Annotated in this window: 16 protein-coding genes and 1 tRNA gene; 5 read left to right on the plus strand and 12 right to left on the minus strand. The window is 68.4% G+C overall.

Translation table 11 applies throughout. The features are described 5' to 3' along the window. Nucleotides 1-40 precede the first annotated feature (40 nt). Nucleotides 41-1,261: an imidazolonepropionase gene (hutI, locus tag J7346_RS01495; RefSeq protein WP_209117037.1), complete on the minus strand. Its 1,221-nt coding sequence runs from the start codon at nt 1,259-1,261 to the stop codon at nt 41-43. Next, nucleotides 1,258-2,151 carry an arginase family protein gene (locus J7346_RS01500; protein ID WP_209117039.1) on the minus strand — a complete coding sequence of 298 codons (894 nt, stop codon included), beginning with the start codon at nt 2,149-2,151 and terminating at the stop codon, nt 1,258-1,260. The genes hutI and J7346_RS01500 overlap by 4 nt, the downstream gene beginning before the upstream one ends. 24 nt (nt 2,152-2,175) lie before the next feature. On the opposite strand from J7346_RS01500, the gene hutU reads away from it, so the two are divergent. After that, the gene (gene hutU, locus J7346_RS01505) at nt 2,176-3,849 is read left to right on the plus strand and encodes a urocanate hydratase (RefSeq protein WP_209117041.1); all 1,674 of its coding nucleotides are present in this window, start codon (nt 2,176-2,178) and stop codon (nt 3,847-3,849) included. 2 nt (nt 3,850-3,851) lie between these two features. Further along, complete coding sequence (gene hutH, locus J7346_RS01510; RefSeq protein ID WP_209117042.1) at nt 3,852-5,381, plus strand: histidine ammonia-lyase; 1,530 nt, start codon at nt 3,852-3,854, stop codon at nt 5,379-5,381. Here the strand turns inward: hutH and J7346_RS01515 are convergent. Continuing rightward, the gene (locus tag J7346_RS01515; RefSeq protein WP_209117044.1) at nt 5,378-6,142 is read right to left on the minus strand and encodes a hypothetical protein; all 765 of its coding nucleotides are present in this window, start codon (nt 6,140-6,142) and stop codon (nt 5,378-5,380) included. The two genes, hutH and J7346_RS01515, sit on opposite strands and share 4 nt — an antisense overlap. A 92-nt stretch (nt 6,143-6,234) precedes the next feature. Further along, nucleotides 6,235-6,999 (minus strand): hypothetical protein, encoded by a 765-nt coding sequence (locus tag J7346_RS01520; protein ID WP_209117046.1) that lies wholly within the window; start codon nt 6,997-6,999, stop codon nt 6,235-6,237. 158 nt (nt 7,000-7,157) lie between these two features. Between J7346_RS01520 and J7346_RS01525 the strand changes: the two genes are divergently transcribed. Then, nucleotides 7,158-8,249, plus strand: coding sequence for an N-acetyltransferase (locus J7346_RS01525; protein ID WP_209117048.1), 1,092 nt, complete (start codon nt 7,158-7,160; stop codon nt 8,247-8,249). On the opposite strand, the gene mscL is transcribed toward J7346_RS01525, so the two are convergent. The 6 genes from mscL to aroA all read right to left on the minus strand — a co-directional run bounded on the left by mscL (nt 8,246) and on the right by aroA (nt 13,517). Beyond that, the gene (mscL, locus tag J7346_RS01530; protein ID WP_209117050.1) at nt 8,246-8,665 is read right to left on the minus strand and encodes a large-conductance mechanosensitive channel protein MscL; all 420 of its coding nucleotides are present in this window, start codon (nt 8,663-8,665) and stop codon (nt 8,246-8,248) included. The two genes, J7346_RS01525 and mscL, sit on opposite strands and share 4 nt — an antisense overlap. 33 nt (nt 8,666-8,698) lie before the next feature. Further along, entirely contained in the window at nt 8,699-9,175 is a 477-nt protein-coding gene (locus J7346_RS01535; RefSeq protein ID WP_209117052.1) for a GNAT family N-acetyltransferase, read from the minus strand. 7 nt (nt 9,176-9,182) lie between these two features. After that, nucleotides 9,183-9,467 (minus strand): integration host factor subunit beta, encoded by a 285-nt coding sequence (locus tag J7346_RS01540; RefSeq protein ID WP_209117054.1) that lies wholly within the window; start codon nt 9,465-9,467, stop codon nt 9,183-9,185. Between the two features lie 245 nt (nt 9,468-9,712). Beyond that, nucleotides 9,713-11,419, minus strand: a complete 1,707-nt coding sequence (rpsA, locus tag J7346_RS01545) for a 30S ribosomal protein S1 (RefSeq protein WP_209117056.1) — start codon at nt 11,417-11,419, stop codon at nt 9,713-9,715. A gap of 158 nt (nt 11,420-11,577) precedes the next feature. Beyond that, nucleotides 11,578-12,219, minus strand: a complete 642-nt coding sequence (gene cmk / locus J7346_RS01550; protein WP_209117058.1) for a (d)CMP kinase — start codon at nt 12,217-12,219, stop codon at nt 11,578-11,580. Then, on the minus strand, nt 12,216-13,517 hold the full coding sequence (gene aroA, locus J7346_RS01555) for a 3-phosphoshikimate 1-carboxyvinyltransferase (RefSeq protein WP_245157576.1): 1,302 nt from the start codon (nt 13,515-13,517) through the stop codon (nt 12,216-12,218). Before aroA ends, cmk begins: the two co-directional genes overlap by 4 nt. A gap of 136 nt (nt 13,518-13,653) precedes the next feature. On the opposite strand from aroA, the gene J7346_RS01560 reads away from it, so the two are divergent. Next, entirely contained in the window at nt 13,654-14,136 is a 483-nt protein-coding gene (locus J7346_RS01560) for a TIGR02300 family protein (RefSeq protein ID WP_209117062.1), read from the plus strand. A gap of 148 nt (nt 14,137-14,284) precedes the next feature. Next, nucleotides 14,285-14,360, plus strand: a tRNA-Ala gene (locus J7346_RS01565). A 49-nt stretch (nt 14,361-14,409) separates the two neighbouring features. On the opposite strand, the gene J7346_RS01570 is transcribed toward J7346_RS01565, so the two are convergent. Further along, the gene (locus J7346_RS01570) at nt 14,410-15,147 is read right to left on the minus strand and encodes a proteasome-type protease (RefSeq protein WP_209117064.1); all 738 of its coding nucleotides are present in this window, start codon (nt 15,145-15,147) and stop codon (nt 14,410-14,412) included. A gap of 30 nt (nt 15,148-15,177) precedes the next feature. Next, nucleotides 15,178-15,978: a transglutaminase family protein gene (locus J7346_RS01575; RefSeq protein ID WP_209117066.1), complete on the minus strand. Its 801-nt coding sequence runs from the start codon at nt 15,976-15,978 to the stop codon at nt 15,178-15,180. Between the last annotated feature and the right edge of the window lie 4 nt (nt 15,979-15,982).

Raw genomic sequence — 15,982 nt, forward strand, 5'->3', positions numbered from 1 at the left:
TCTCCTGAAGAAGAACCTTAGCGCGATTCAACCAACCCTATCAATCTCGCGTTGCAAGTTTCCCGCCGAGGTAGCGGCGGTTGAGCAGGGGCTTGCCCAGCCAGTAGGACAGCTCACCGGGACCGTTGATGTCCCATACCGCCAGATCGGCGGCCTTGCCGGTTTCGAGCGTGCCGACCTGATCGGCGATGCCGAGCGCGCGGGCGGCATGGCGGGTGGTGCCGGCGAGCGCCTCCTCGGGCGTCAGGCGGAACTTCATGCAGGCCAGCGCCATGCCGAGCGTCAGCGACGCCATCGGCGAGGTACCCGGATTGCAGTCGGTGGCGACAGCCATGGCCACCCCGGCGTCGCGGAAGGCCTGGACCGGCGGCAGCTGCGTCTCGTCCAGCATGACGAAGGCGCCGGGCAGCAGGACAGCCACGACGCCGGCCTCGGCCATGGCCTGAACGCCCTCGTCCGAAACATATTCGACATGGTCGGCCGACAGGGCGTGGTGGCGGGCGGCGAGTGCGGCCCCTCCCCCGTCGCCGAGCTGGTCGGCGTGCAGCTTGACCGGCAGGCCGAGGGCGCGCGCCTTGTCGAACAGGCGGGAGACCTCCTCCCCCGTGAAGGCTATGGGTTCCAGATAGGCGTCGACGGCATCGACCAGACCCTCGGCATGGGCGGCGGGCAGGACCTGATCGACCATCAGATCGACATAGGCCGCGCGGCGATCGGCAAACTCGGGCGGAATGGCGTGAAGGCCGAGGAAGGTGGTGCGGACGCGGACCCCGCCCGCCTGCTCCAGACCCCGGGCGACGCGCAGCATGCGCAGCTCGCTCTCGGCATCGAGGCCATAGCCCGATTTGATCTCGACGGTCGTGACGCCGCTGGCGGTCAGGGCCTTCAGCCGGTCGAGGGCGTGGGTGGTCAGGGTGGCCGCATCGGCCGCGCGCGTGGCCCGGACGGTCGAGGCGATGCCGCCGCCCTCGCGCGCGATCTGGGCATAGGGCACGCCGGTCAGGCGCCGCTCGTATTCGGCCGAGCGGTCGCCGGCAAAGACCAGATGGGTGTGACAGTCGATCAGGCCCGGCGTGACCCAGCGACCGCCCAGTCGGTCGGTGTGCGCGGCCTCATGCTCCGGCAGGTCGGCGCGGGGCCCGACCCAGACGATCTGGCCGTCGCGGATCAGGATGGCGCCGTCGTCGATGGCGCCATAGGGCTCCCCGCCCGGGACCATGGTGGCGAGGCGGCAGTCGGTGATCAGGCAATCGACCTTCATCGGGCCTCGAACCCGGCCAGCAGTTCGCAGAACCAGCGCCCCACGGTGAGCGAGCCCAGATCACCGACCTCGAGCGAGGGGTCGTATTCGGTGAGGTCGACGGCGCGGACCTTCGGGTGCGATCCGATCAGGCGGGTGGCCTCGAAGAAGGCGTGAACGCCCACCCCACCGGGCCGCGCCCCGGGGCTGGCGGGCCACTGGCTGCGGTCGATGACGTCGATGTCGACATCGACATAGATGCGGTCCGCGCGGGCGGCGAGGCGCTCCAGTTCCTCGGCCACGACGGCGACAAGGCCCTGGCGGTGGCAGTCGCCCGCCGTGCGCACCGAAATGCCGGCGGCCATCGCCTTGTCATGGGCCTTCTTGGTATTGGCGAAGGGGGCGAGGCCGACCTGGCTGATGAGGCTGCCGTCCATGCCGTCGTCGAGCAGGGCCTGAACCGGATTGCCGTTGGTCAGCCCCTGATCGGTGTCGCGCAGGTCGAAATGGGCATCGAGGGTCAGGAGCGCCGTGCCGGGAAGGCCCAGCCCCCGCACGCCCGGCCGGGTGACCGCATTATTGCCGCCGACGATGACGATCAGCCGCCGATGCGCCTCGGCCTGCACCGCATCGCGCAACGGAGCAAAAGCGGCATCCGGGGCCAGGGCCTTGAGCGCGACATCGCCCGCGTCGTGGACAGGGGTTTCGAGGACATGGCCTGTCTCGACATCATAGGTCGAGAAGCGCGGCAGGACGGCGCGGAAGGCGCGCGGTCCCAGATCGCACCGGCCCGGCGTCAGCGAGCGCTCGTTGAGGGGCGCCCCGATCAAGGCGACCGCCGCATCAGGGTGATCGCCGATCAGGTCGGCGACCGACCGCCAGCCAAGGGCCTCTGAGTCTTCCATCGTCATGGACGGGACCGTAGAGACGGGACCATGACGACTCAACCGATCTCGAACACCCGCACGATCCGCAGTCCGCGCGGCCCCGAACGCACCGCCCGGACCTGGGCCGCGGAAGCCGCCCTGCGCATGCTGATGAACAATGTGGACCCCGACGTCGCCGAGCGGCCGGAGGACCTGGTCGTCTATGGCGGGATCGGCAAGGCCGCGCGTGACTGGCCGTCGTTCGACCGGATCGTCGCCGAACTGAAGACCCTGGCCGAGGACGAGACCCTGCTGGTCCAGTCGGGCAAGCCGGTCGGGGTGTTCCGCACCCATGCCGATGCGCCTCGCGTGCTGATCGCCAACTCGAACCTCGTGCCCAAATGGGCGACCTGGGAGCATTTCAACGAACTGGATCGCAAGGGGCTGGCCATGTACGGCCAGATGACCGCCGGCTCGTGGATCTACATCGGCACCCAGGGCATCGTGCAGGGTACCTATGAGACCTTCATGGAGGCCGGGCGCCAGCACCATGACGGCGACTGGTCCGGCAAATGGATCCTGACCGCCGGACTGGGGGGCATGGGCGGGGCCCAGCCGCTGGCCGCGACCATGGCGGGCGCCTCCTGCATCGCTATCGAATGCCAGCGCAGCCGGATCGAGTTCCGCCTGCGCACCCGCTACCTCGACGTCATGGCCGAGACGCTGGACGAGGCGCTGGCCCTGCTGGAGCAGTCGCTGAAGGACGGCAAGCCGACCTCGATCGGCCTCGTGGGCAATGCCGCCGACCTGCTGCCGGAGATGGTGCGTCGCGGAGTGCGCCCGGATCTGGTGACGGACCAGACCAGCGCCCACGACCCGGTCAACGGCTATCTGCCCTCGGGCTGGACGGTCGGCGACTGGGAGACGAAGCGGGTCAGCGATCCGGCTGCGGTCGAGACGGCGGCCCGGGCCTCCATGGCCACCCATGTGAAGGCCATGCTGGACTTTCACCGCATGGGCGTGCCGACCACCGACTACGGCAACAACATCCGCCAGGTGGCCTTTGACGAAGGGGTCGAGGACGCCTTTGCCTTCCCCGGCTTTGTGCCCGCCTATATCCGCCCGCTGTTCTGTCGCGGCATCGGCCCGTTCCGCTGGGCAGCCCTGTCGGGGGACCCCGAGGATATCCGCAAGACGGACGCGGCGATGAAGCGGCTGTTCCCGGACAATGCGGGCCTGCACCGCTGGCTGGACATGGCTGGCGAGCGCATTGCCTTCCAGGGCCTGCCGGCGCGCATCTGCTGGATCGGGCTGGGCGACCGGCACAGGGCCGGCCTGATGTTCAACGAGATGGTGGCCTCGGGCGAGCTGAGCGCGCCCATCGTGATCGGCCGGGACCATCTGGACTCGGGCTCGGTCGCCAGCCCCAACCGCGAGACCGAGGCCATGAAGGACGGGTCGGACGCCGTGTCCGACTGGCCCCTGCTGAACGCCCTGCTGAACACGGCCTCGGGCGCCAGCTGGGTGTCTCTGCACCACGGCGGCGGGGTCGGCATGGGCTATTCCCAGCACTCGGGCGTGGTGATCGTCGCCGACGGCACGCCCGACGCCGCCCGACGCCTCGAACGCGTGCTGTGGAATGACCCGGCCACCGGCGTCATGCGCCACGCCGATGCGGGCTATGAAATTGCGAAGGACGCGGCCCGCGAACACGGCCTGAACCTGCCGTCGCTGGAGGGCTGACCATGGTGTCGATCACTCTTGGACAATCCCCTCTCACCCTCGCGCAACTGCGCGCCGTGCTGGACGGACCCGTCACCCTGTCGCTGACCGACGCCGCATGGAATGCGGTCGACCGGGGTGCCGCCACAGTGGCCGCCATCGTGGCCGAGGGACGCACGGTCTATGGCGTGAACACCGGCTTCGGCCTTCTGGCCAACACCTCGATCAAGTCGGAGGACCTGGAGACGCTGCAGCGCAATCTGGTGCTGAGCCACGCCTGTGGCGTGGGGCCGGATCTGGAAGACCGGGTCGTGCGGCTGATGATCGTGCTCAAGGTCGCCAGCCTGTCGCGCGGGGCCTCGGGCATCCGGCGCGAGACGCTGGAGATGCTGATCGCCCTGCTGGCCGCCGATGTGCTGCCGTGCGTGCCGTCCAAGGGATCGGTCGGGGCGTCGGGGGACCTGGCACCGCTGGCCCATATGAGCTGCCTGCTGCTCGGCGTCGGCGAGGCGCGGGTGAAGGGCCAGCGGATGGCCGCGACCGAGGCGCTGGCGACGGCGGGGCTCCAGCCCCTGACTCTGGGGCCCAAGGAGGGTCTGGCCCTGCTGAACGGAACCCAGTGTTCGACCGCGCTGGCCCTGACCGGCCTGTTCGCCACCGAGGATGCCTTTGCCGCCGCCCTCGTGGCCGGGGCCATGTCGGTCGATGCGCTGAAGGGGTCGGATGCGCCGTTCGACGGCCGCATTCACGCCCTGCGCGGCCAGCCGGGACAGATGGCGGTGGCGGAGACGCTGCGCGACCTGATGGCGGGGTCGGCGATCCGGGACAGCCACCGGACCGACTGCTCCAAGGTGCAGGACCCCTATTCGCTGCGCTGCCAGCCGCAGGTGATGGGCGCGATCCTGGACCTGATGCGGTCCTCGGCCACGACGCTGGAGCGCGAGGCCAATGCGGTGACCGACAATCCGCTGGTGTTCGTCGAGGATGGCGACGTGATCTCGGGCGGAAACTTCCACGCCGAGCCGGTGGCCTTTGCCGCCGACCAGCTGGCCATGGCCCTGTGCGAGATCGGCAATCTGTCGGAGCGGCGGACCTCGGTCCTCGTCGACCCCAAGATGAGTGGCCTGCCCGCCTTTCTGGTGCGGGAGTCGGGGCTGAACTCGGGCTTCATGATCGCCCAGGTGACGGCGGCGGCGCTGGTGGCCGAGAACCGCATGGTCGCCCATCCGGCCAGCGTCGACACCGTGCCGACCAGCGCCAATCAGGAGGACCATGTGTCGATGGCGACCCATGGGGCCCGGCGGCTGCTGGACATGGCGCAGAACACGGCGACCGTGGTCGGGATCGAGCTGCTGGCGGGCGCGCAAGGGTTGGACTTCCACCGCCCGCTCACGTCCTCGCCCGCGCTGGAACGGGCGTGGGCCCTCGTGCGCGAGGCGGCGCCGGAATATGCGTCCGATCACTATTTCGCGCCGGATATCGCGCGGGCGACCGACGGGGTGACCGCCGGCCGCTATCGCGATTTCGTGCCGGGCCTGCTGCCCTCGGCCTAGGCTGCGGCGGCGCGCAGGCAGGCGGCCCGCAGCTCCACAGGCGGAAGTTCCGCGACCAGGTCGGGATCCATGAGGATTTCGGCCGCCAGGTCCGCGACCTCGTTCGAGACGTCCTCGGCCGACTTGCCGCGGGCGGCACCGGACGCCTCGGCATTCGTCAGCAGGGTGTAGTTCTCCTCGAGCACCCGCTGGAGCTCGCCATCGTTCATCTCGCTCTCCATGAGTTCGAGCATGCCGAGCGTCCCGAAGGCCGCGCAGGTGACGTCAAAATCGTAGCGCCCCTCCGGATCTGTCGGGCGCGTGAGGTTTTCGTAGGCGGCTCCCGACGACCCGCCAGAGGCGGGGCCTTCCGTCACGATCAGGCGATAGGCGCCGGTTTCGCCGGCCTCATAGCTGTTGGCGAGGATGAAGTAATCGCCGCCCGTGGAGGTGAAAGTCAGGCGTGAATTGACGTTGTCTTCGCTGATGTCGTCATTGGTCTGTTCGACCGGCGGCTGGCAGGCCCGACCCCGCCCCATGCCGATGAAGGTGTCGAAGTCGCTGGACGTCAGATCGATGGTGTAGGATTGCCCCGCACGGGTCGACAGGATGTAGCAGTCATAGCTGCTGCCATCGATCTCGATGACGGGGTCGCTGGCGCTCAGCGTGCCCCTGACGGGCTCGCCGACGCGGATCGCGCTCTGGGCCGAGGCCGCGCCCGCAAGCGCAGAGGCGGCCAACAGGGTGGCCAGGCCGGTTGAAATCAGGGTTCCGATACGCATGAGGGTCGCTCCCGCCCGGGCGCCCGACGCGCCCTTCCTGAAACGACCCTAGCCAAAGTCAGCGTGACTGTAACTGACGAGCCCTGACGGTGTCAGCGATAGCGGGTAACCGGGTTGAAGCCGTAGGCGCGATCACAGGCGGCCACGGTTTCGAGATAGCTGGCGACGTTCTGCGGCTTGTCATCAATGAAGCCGTTCAGGGCCTCCAGGGCAAGAGCGCTCGACATGAAGTCGGCCGAGCCGGCCTCACCGGCGCTCAACCGGCCGGAGACCTGACGGTCCCGGGCCGCATAGTCGATCGAGGCGACATTGCCGTAGCGGCCGACATACTGCTTCAGCTCACCCATCGCCCGATAGGCGCCGGCACACACATAGGTTTCCGTGCCCCATTCGCTGGTGACCTGCGGCAGGGCGTCCATCGAGCCGAGGCGCTCCTCGACCTCCGGCAGGCCGGCGGTGACCTTGATCCAGTAGTTGCCGCCCTCGCCCGCGTTGAAGGCATTGGCGCGGATCAGCAGGCGCGGCACATCGAAGGTGCCGCTGATCTGGGCATTGGTGTTGTTGCCGCTGTCGTCGTCGGCGGCGATGGCGGTCATGCTGTCGCCGCAGTCACTTCCCGTACCGACGACGAGGAAGGTGTCGAAGAAGCCGCTCATCAGATCGATGGTGATCGGCTGGCCGCGCGCCTCGACCACCCAGCACTGATAGTAGCTGCCGTCCGCCAATTTGGGCGACTGCTCGTTGAGGGTGGCGCCGGACTCTCCGCCGACTTCGATGCGGGTCTGGGCGGCGGCGGGCTGGGCGGCGGCCGCGAGCGCAAGGGCGGCGACCGAGGTGGCGATGACGCGAGCAAGCATGGGTGTCCCTCCAGTGGTGGCGGGACATTAGCGGACGGCGGTCACCGCCGGGCCTGACGGAGTCTGACAGGACAGTGTTCCGTGAACCGGTTCAGAAGGCCTCACGGATTGTAGAGGGTTTTTCGGGAGGATGGCGCCAGGGAGGACCCCACCGCCGCATGCCCATTCGTGCCTTCACACCGGACGACGCCGAAGCCCTGGCGGCCCTGCACCGGTCCGTCGGCTGGCCGGAGCGGTCGGCGGCCGGGTGGCGGTGGCTGGCGCGGGACCCGGCGCGAACGCGACTGGATGCGCCGCTGGGCTGGCTGGCCGAGGACGAGGCGGGACGGCCCGTGGCCTGTCTGGGTAACTTCATCCAGACCTTCCGGCACGGGGAGCGAACGCTTCATGCCGCGACTGGCCATTCGATCATCGTCAGCCCCGGAGGCCGGGGCATGGCGCCACAGCTGATCCGGACGCTGATGGGTCAGACGGGCATGGCCGGCTTCTACACCTTCAACGCCAATGCGCGGGCGGCACCGCTGTACAGGCGACACCGGCTGGTGCCCTGGCCGGATGCGACCCACGATCTGAAGCTGGCCTGGCCCCTGAAACGCTGGCCCCGCGGGGTGAGCCGGGCGCTGCGCGAGATGGATCACCGGCAGCCGGCCCTGCTGGCCGAGGTGCTGAAGCGGATTCCCGAACCGCTGACGCCGAGGCCCCGCCCGGTCCGGCAGGAGGAAATGCCGGCCGGGGTCGCCCTGATGTCGGCGGACCTGCCTGGGGACTGGGACGCCTATTGGCAGGCGCTGGTCGATGAAGGCGGTCTGGTCGCCGACCGGTCGGCAGAGGTGATGCGCCACCGGCTGGGCGATCCGGACCGGGTGCGCCCGCCGGTGCTGCTGGCGGTCATGGAGGGGGACACCCTCGTCGGCCATGCCTGGGCCGAACTGGCCAAGCCCAGTGTGATCGACCCGCCGGTGCTTGAGATCGTGGATCTGGTGGCGCTGGAGCACGCGCCGGAGGCCATCGACCAGCTGATGACCGGCCTGATGACGGCGGCCCGGCGGCTGGATGCCGCCAAGCTGCGGCTGCATCTGGTCAGCCCCCGGCTGCGGGCCCGGCTGGGACCGTGGGCCGAACGGGCGCGGCGCGAAGGCGGCTGGGGCCACGCCCATGCCCGGTTCGAGGCGGGCGCGCCGGACCCCGACCTGTGGCAGCCCACGCCCTACGACGGGGACTATGGCTTCTGTCTGAGGCCCGCGCCCTAGGCCTTCGACTTCAGCAGGTCCCGGATCTCGGTCAGCAGGGCCTCGCTGGGCGTCGGGGCGGGCGGGGCGGCCGGCTGGGGATCCTCGGCCTGTTTGCGGCGCATATTGTTGATGCCCTTGACCAGCAGGAAGACGACGAAGGCGACGATCAGGAACTGGACGAGGGTGTTGGCGAAGGCGCCGTACTGGATGGCGACCTGTTCGACGGCCTCGGTCGAGGGGTCTTCGGGACGGAGCACCCATTGGAGCTCGGCGAAGTCCACGCCGCCGGTCAGCAGGCCGATGGGCGGCATGATGATCTGGTCGACCAGGCTTTTGACGATGCCGTTGAAGGCCGCGCCGATGATGACGCCGACGGCCAGATCGACGACATTGCCGCGCACGGCGAACTCGCGGAATTCCTGAAACAGGCCCATGGGTGCCCTCCGTTTGGGATCGCGACCGGGCGCTCAGGCCGCCTGCAGATCCAGATGGTAGAAGTGGTTGAAGTCGCTGGGCGTATAGCCCCCGAACGGCTCACCCTTGAGGAATCCCCGGGCGGCGTAAAGGTTCAGGGCAGCCTCGAACGCGGGGCCCGAGCCGGTCTCGAGGCTGATCCGGCGACAGCCAGCCGCGCGGGCCTCGGCGATCAGATGCTCCAGCAGGGTGCGGCCCACGCCCCGGCCCAGATGGTCGGGATGGGTGCGCATGGACTTGATCTCGCCCACGCCGTCGGGATGCAGGCGCAGGGCGCCCATGCCGAGCAGAGCCTCACCGTCCCACAGGGTGTACAGGGTGACGCCGGGTGCCTGCAGACCGGTCAGGTCGAGGGCGTGGACGCCACAGGCAGGCGTGTAGCGGTGCATGCCCTCAAGGTGCAGGGCCAGAAGGGCCCGCAGCCGGGCATCCTCGAAATCGGCCGGAACGATCCGCCAGTCGGGCGCCATGGCCGGCTCAGTCGGAGGCGTTCAGCCGCTCGCGCAATTCCTTGCCGCTCTTGAAGAAGGGCACGGCCTTGGCGGGCACATCGACGGTTTCGCCGGTCCGCGGATTGCGGCCCTGGCGCGCGGGACGATGGCGCACGGAAAAGGCGCCGAAGCCGCGGATTTCCACCCGTCCGCCTTCGGACAGGGTCTCGACCATCTGGCCGAGGATGACATTGACCAGGCGCTCGACCTCAGCCTGGGTGAGGTGCGGATTCTCGGCCGCCAGCTTGTCGATCAGTTCGGACTTGATCATTCCAGCCCCTTCCCGTGCGACGGAGGCGTACACCGGTGCGCCCCATGTCGCCCCTGCCTTACCGGCCCCCCGGCGACGGCGTCCACCCTAGACCTCGCGCGGTGAGGGAATAAAGGGGAAAGACGGACATTAAGCATCATTAACAGCCGTAATGTACGCTTCCGGACACAAATTGCGGTCTCGAACCGCAAAAAAGGGCGGCCGGACCGCTCCGACCGCCCCGATTTGCATCGAAATCGATGCTTTTACTCCTTGGCGGCGCCCTTTTCGCGCAGGGCCGCACCCAGGATGTCGCCGAGCGAAGCGCCCGAGTCCGAGGACCCGAACTGTTCGATGGCTTCCTGTTCGTCCTTCATCTCGAGCGCCTTGACCGAGACGGAGACGCGGCGCGAGGCCTTGTCGATGCCGGTGATCATGGCGTCGACGCGATCGCCGACGGCGAAGCGCTCGGGGCGCTGTTCGGCGCGGTCGCGCGACAGGTCCGACTTGCGGATGAAGGCGGTGACCGGAGCTTCATCCTCGCCGAACTTGACCTCGATGCCGCCGGTCTCGATGGCGGTCACGGTGACGGTGATCTGCTGACCCTTCCGGAAGGTGTCGCCGTCGCCGATCGGATCGCCGCCCAGCTGCTTGATGCCGAGCGAGACGCGTTCCTTCTCGACGTCGACGTCCAGCACCTTGGCCTTGACCATCTCGCCCTTGCGGTAGCGCTGGATGGCTTCCTCGCCCGAGACGTTCCAGTCGAGGTCCGACAGGTGGACCATGCCGTCGATGTCGTTGTCCAGGCCGATGAACAGACCGAATTCGGTGGCGTTCTTGACCTCGCCCTCGACGGTCGAGCCGATCGGGTGGTTGGCGACGAAGGCATCCCACGGATTGTCCTGGGCCTGCTTCAGACCCAGCGAGATGCGGCGCTTGGCCGAGTCGACGTCCAGCACGACCACATCTACTTCCTGCGAGGTGGAGACGATCTTGCCGGGGTGGACGTTCTTCTTGGTCCAGCTCATTTCCGAGACGTGGACCAGGCCCTCGACACCGGCTTCCAGCTCCACGAAGGCGCCGTAGTCGGTGATGTTGGTGATGCGACCGGTCATCTTGGCGCCGACCGGATACTTGGCTTCCACGCCGTCCCACGGATCGGCCTGGAGCTGCTTCATGCCCAGGCTGATGCGCTGGGTGTCCGGGTTGATCTTGACGATCTGCACCTTGACGGTGTCGCCGACGGCCAGCACCTGCGACGGGTGCGAGACGCGCTTCCACGACATGTCGGTGACGTGCAGCAGGCCGTCGATGCCGCCCAGATCCACGAACGCACCGTAGTCGGTGATGTTCTTGACGACGCCTTCGCGGACTTCACCCTCGGCCAGCTGGCCGACCAGTTCGGTGCGCTGCTCGGCGCGGGCTTCTTCCAGGATGGCGCGACGCGAGACGACGATGTTGCCGCGCGGACGGTCCATCTTGAGGATGGCGAAGGGCTGTTCCTTGCCCATCAGCGGGCCGACGTCGCGGACCGGACGGATGTCGACCTGCGAGCCCGGCAGGAAGGCCGAGGCACCGCCCAGATCGACCGTGAAGCCACCCTTCACGCGGCCGACGATGGCGCCCATGACCGGCTGCTCTTCGGCGAAGACGGCTTCCAGACGGGTCCAGGCTTCCTCGCGGCGAGCCTTGTCGCGGCTGATGACGGCCTCACCCAGGGCGTTCTCGACGCGCTCGAGATAGACTTCGACGTCATCGCCGACCTTCGGGATCGAGGCGCCTTCGCCCTGACCGAATTCACGGGCGGAGATACGGCCTTCGGTCTTCAGACCGACGTCGATGATGATGATGTCCTTTTCCACGCCGACGACGCGGCCGTGGACGACCTGGCCTTCGCCAAGGTCACGACCCTGCAGGGTCTCGTCGAGAAGAGCGGCGAAATCGTCGCGGGTAGGGGTGAGGGTGTCGGTCATGAAACTCTGGGGTTGGAGAAAGAGGTAGGCCGCGCGGCTCCGGACGGAGTCCTCGCGGACGTCGGTTCAGTTTGGGTAGAAGGTCGATCCGGGGCGGCGACAGGGCTGCCCGAACGCCCGCGGTGGCCGAGGATCATCGCGTTGGATTTGCCCGCCGGTCAGCGCGCTCGCGATGTCTCGACGATACGGCGGGCCGCATCGAAGGCGGCCTCTATATCCATATCGGTCGTATCCAGCAAGGCCGCGTCGGCCGCCTGGACCATGGGCGCGGCCCCGCGACCGGCGTCACGGGCATCGCGGCGGACGATATCGGCCAGCATGTCCTCGAACGACAGGGTCTCGCCGCGGGCGGTCAGTTGCAGCCAGCGACGGCGGGCGCGGACCTCGGGGCTGGCGGTGACGAACAGTTTGACCGGAGCGTCGGGCACGATGACCGTGCCGATGTCGCGCCCGTCCAGCACGGCGCCGCCCGGCTGGCGCGCGAAACGGGTCTGGAGGTCCAGCAGGGCCGCGCGCACCCCGGTGTGTCCCGCCACCCGGCTGGCGGCCTCGCCCGCCCCGCGATCGGTCAGGCGGGTGGTGTCGAACAGGTCCTCCGGCTCGAGCGCGCGGGCGACCTGTTCGGCAAGGTCCGCATCACCGAAATCCCCGCCGCGGTCCAGCACGCCCAGCCCCACCGCGCGATACAGCAGTCCGGTATCCAGATGCGGCAGGCCATAGTGCTGCGCCAGCCGCTGGGCGATGGTGCCCTTGCCCGACGCGGCCGGCCCGTCGACGGCGATGATGAGGGGGGTCGTCATCCCGCCTCGATATCGGCGCCCAGCCCCTGCATCAAGGCGACGAACCCCGGAAAGCTGGTGGCGATCATTTCGGGGTCGCGGACGCTGACCGGCGCACGGGCGGCGAGGCCCAGCACCAGATGGCTCATGGCGATGCGGTGATCGTGGGCGGTCTCGACGGTGGACCCGCCCGCCACGGGACCACCAGTGACGATCAGGCCCTCGGGCTCTTCCTCAATCGCAACCCCGCAGGCGGCAAGACCCCGCGCCATCAGGGCGATGCGGTCGCTCTCCTTGACGCGCATCTCGCCGATGCCCCGCATGACCGTCCGGCCCGAGGCAAGGGCGGCCGTGGCGGCCAGGATCGGATATTCGTCGATCATCGAGGCCGCGCGGGCCTCGGGCACGACCACCCCCTTGAGCGCGGAATGGCGGGCCGTGATGTCGCCGACGATCTCGCCCCCGCTTTCCCGCCGGTTCGAGACGGTCAGGTCCGCGCCCATCTCGCGCCAGGTGTCGAACAGGCCGGTCCGCAGCGGGTTGAGCATGACGTTTTCGACCGTGACCTCCGAACCCGGCACGATCAGGCCGGCCGCCAGCGGGAAGGCCGCAGACGACGGATCGCCCGGAACGGCGACGGGGGTGCCGGTGAGCCCTTGCCCGCCCTCGAGACGGATACGCCAGCCGGCCCCCTGCTCCGTGACCTGAACCTCGGCCCCGAAGGCGCGGAGCATGCGCTCGGTGTGGTCGCGACTGCGCTCGGGCTCGATGACTTCGGTGAGGCCCCGGGCGTTCAGCCCGGCCAGCAGCAGGGCGGACTTGACCTGGGCCGAGGCGACCGACTGGGTGAAGGACAGCCCCCGCAGGTCGCCGCCGGTCAGGCGAAGCGGCAGACGATCTTCTTCGCCCGACCACTCGAACCGCGCGCCCATCTCGCCGAGCGGGGTGGTGACGCGCTTCATCGGACGTTTGCGCAGAGACACATCGCCATCAAAGGTCACGATGATCGGATAGCCGGCGGCCGCCCCCATCAGCAGGCGCACCCCGGTGCCGGCATTGCCGCAGTCGATGACGCCCTCCGGCTGACGAAAGCCGCCATGGCCGGTGACGCGCCAGCGGCCCGGCCCGAGGCGCTCCACCTCGGCCCCGAAGGCCGCGACGGCCCGGGCGGTGGCGAGGATGTCCTCGCCCTCGAGCAGGCCCTCGATGTCGGTCACGCCCTGCGCCATCCCGCCCAGGATCAGGGCGCGGTGGGAGACGGATTTGTCACCGGGAGCGGTCACGGTACCGGCCAGGCGCGAGGCCGGACGGGCGGTCAGGAAGGCGGCGGCGGCCACGGACGGCCTTTCGATCGTGCGGGAAAACAGGGCCAGAGGCGAAGATCGCTTTTGACAGCGGGCCATTCGGGTGGCAAGGGAGCCGCCCGAAATCCACCCGTCGCGAAGGTCACGATCCGTGAGCAAAGCTGAACTTGGCGCCAAGCAGGTCTGCCCGAACTGCCAGGCCAAATTCTACGACCTGAACCGCCGCCCGGCGCACTGCCCCAAGTGCGACACCGAGTTCGACCCCGAAGAGGCGCTGCGCCTGCGCAACCGCCGCGGTCGTCCCGCTGACGTGCCCGAGCCCGAAGAGGCCGAGGACGATACGGACGACACCGAGGACAAGGTCAAGGACAAGAAGGCCTCCGATGACGACGAGGAAGAGGACGATACGCCTCCCACGCCGGAAATCGACCAGGAAGGCCACGAGCGCATCCTGACGCCGGACGACGACGACGATGAGGATTCGTCCAAGGACGACGCCGGCATGAACGATGACGACGACGACGTCCTCGACGATGACGACGACGATGACTCGGCCGCCTTCATCGACGATGACGAGGACGACGACGACGATTTCGACGCCGACATCGTCAAGCCGTCGAAGGACGACGACTGACCCCGAAGGTCGTCTTTCACAGGGTGAAAATAATTGGCGGAATCGGGCTTGATCGGGATCGAGCCCTGACATAGGTTCCGCCGCCTCGCTGGCCCCCTGACCGGGACCGGCGGACCAGACCGGAGGCCCCGCACGGGGACAAAGGTTCGGGGCTATAGCTCAGTTGGTAGAGCGCTTGAATGGCATTCAAGAGGTCAGCGGTTCGACTCCGCTTAGCTCCACCATAAACCCCTCGCCGGACCACGGCGGGGGGTTTTCCAATTGGGCCGGGCGCTAGTCTTCCAGCACGGGATCCGGCAGGGAGAGGAAGGCGGCCCGGAGTGCCACGCCCCATTCCTCGGCGATCGTCCGCATATAGGGATCGTCGCGCTCCATGCGCCGCTCGTGGGTCGGCTGCCAGGTGTCGGTGGTATAGGTCTGGTAGTCGATGGGCAGGCCGACCGACAGATTGGCCTTGAGCGTCGAGTCGAACGACACCACCAGCAGTTTGACGGCCTGTTCAAAGCTCATGTCGGGGTCATAGCCCCGCACCAGAATGGGCCGGCCATACTTGGTCTCGCCGATCTGGAAGTAGGGATTGTCGTCGGTCGCCTCGATGAAATTGCCCTGCGGATAGATCAGGAACAGGCGCGGCGGTGTGCCCTTGATCTGACCGCCCAGGATCAGGGTGGCGCCGAACATCGCCTCGGCCGACTGGCCGCTCTGCACATTGTTCTGGATGGTCTCCCGCAGGGCCTCGCCGACCAGGCGGGCGGCCTGGAACATGGTCGGAGTCTCCAGCAGGGAGGGATTGCGCTCGGCCGGGACCTTGGTGCGTTCGTCGAGAATGCTGACCACCGACTGGGTCGTCGCCAGATTGCCGGCGGTCATCAGGGTGATCATCCGCTCGCCCGGCTTGTGCCAGGTGAACATCTTGCGGACCGTGGCCACATTGTCGACGCCGGCATTGGTGCGGGTGTCCGACATGAACACCAGTCCCCGGTTCAGGCGCATGCCCACGCAATAGGTCATTCGATCGTCATTGCCCCCGGCATGGCCTGGCTATTGCTGAACCTGCAGCTGGACCACCATCGACTCATTGCGGCCCCCGTAGACGATACCCGAGATCGGCGCCGCTTCACCATAATCGAGGCCGGTGGCGACCCGGACGTAGCGGGGATCGGGCGATACGCCGTTCGAGACGTCGAACCCGACCCAGCCCAGGCCGTCGACGTGGACCTCGGCCCAGGCGTGGCCGGCGTCCTGATCGACCCGGTCATCCATCATCAGGTAGCCGCTGACGTAGCGGGCCGGATAGCCCATCAGCCGCGCCGCCGCGATCAGGATGTGGGCGTGGTCCTGACAGACCCCCTGCCCGGCCTCGATGGCCTGTTCCGCCGTGGTGGCAAAGTCGGTCGTGCCCGTGCTGTAGGTGACCGAGTCCAGGATCAGGGCCGACAGGGCGTGCAGGCGCGACGGATCGTCGTCGAAGTCCTTGCCCAGATCGCGCACCAGCTGGCGCACGCGGGGGCCGGCGCGGGTCTGGGGCGTGGACCGGCGGAAATACCACAGCGGGGCATAGCCGCCGTGCTGGCCGATGATGCCCGCCGTGTCCGAGGTGTCGACCTCGCCCTCGCAGACGATGGTCACCGTGCGGGTGCCGGGCGCGATCGACAGCAGCTCGACCAGATTGTTGTGCTGGTCGGTATAGGACAGCTCCTTGGTGCCGCCCTCGACCCCGGTGTGCCAGGAGACGACGGTCTGGCCGCCGGAATTCTTGGGCGTCAGGCGAATCTTCTGCAGGCCACGGCTGACGGCCTGGTCATAGGTGTATTCAGTGCTGTGCCGGACCTTCACGCGCATGGGA

The organism is Brevundimonas sp. A19_0, from assembly GCF_017744255.1.
Lineage (GTDB): Bacteria > Pseudomonadota > Alphaproteobacteria > Caulobacterales > Caulobacteraceae > Brevundimonas.

Bases quoted from the DNA above. Each gene is read 5' to 3' on its own strand.
- hutI (WP_209117037.1), bottom strand. From the start codon at position 1,261: ATGAAGGTCGATTGCCTGATCACCGACTGCCGCCTCGCCACCATGGTC.
- hutH (WP_209117042.1), top strand. From the start codon at position 3,852: ATGGTGTCGATCACTCTTGGACAATCCCCTCTCACCCTCGCGCAACTG.
- J7346_RS01540 (WP_209117054.1), bottom strand. From the start codon at position 9,467: ATGATCAAGTCCGAACTGATCGACAAGCTGGCGGCCGAGAATCCGCAC.
- J7346_RS01520 (WP_209117046.1), bottom strand. From the start codon at position 6,999: ATGCTTGCTCGCGTCATCGCCACCTCGGTCGCCGCCCTTGCGCTCGCG.
- cmk (WP_209117058.1), bottom strand. From the start codon at position 12,219: ATGACGACCCCCCTCATCATCGCCGTCGACGGGCCGGCCGCGTCGGGC.
- J7346_RS01525 (WP_209117048.1), top strand. From the start codon at position 7,158: ATGCCCATTCGTGCCTTCACACCGGACGACGCCGAAGCCCTGGCGGCC.
- J7346_RS01535 (WP_209117052.1), bottom strand. From the start codon at position 9,175: ATGGCGCCCGACTGGCGGATCGTTCCGGCCGATTTCGAGGATGCCCGG.
- mscL (WP_209117050.1), bottom strand. From the start codon at position 8,665: ATGGGCCTGTTTCAGGAATTCCGCGAGTTCGCCGTGCGCGGCAATGTC.
- rpsA (WP_209117056.1), bottom strand. From the start codon at position 11,419: ATGACCGACACCCTCACCCCTACCCGCGACGATTTCGCCGCTCTTCTC.
- hutU (WP_209117041.1), top strand. From the start codon at position 2,176: ATGACGACTCAACCGATCTCGAACACCCGCACGATCCGCAGTCCGCGC.
- J7346_RS01515 (WP_209117044.1), bottom strand. From the start codon at position 6,142: ATGCGTATCGGAACCCTGATTTCAACCGGCCTGGCCACCCTGTTGGCC.
- J7346_RS01500 (WP_209117039.1), bottom strand. From the start codon at position 2,151: ATGACGATGGAAGACTCAGAGGCCCTTGGCTGGCGGTCGGTCGCCGAC.
- J7346_RS01570 (WP_209117064.1), bottom strand. From the start codon at position 15,147: ATGACCTATTGCGTGGGCATGCGCCTGAACCGGGGACTGGTGTTCATG.
- J7346_RS01575 (WP_209117066.1), bottom strand. From the start codon at position 15,978: ATGCGCGTGAAGGTCCGGCACAGCACTGAATACACCTATGACCAGGCC.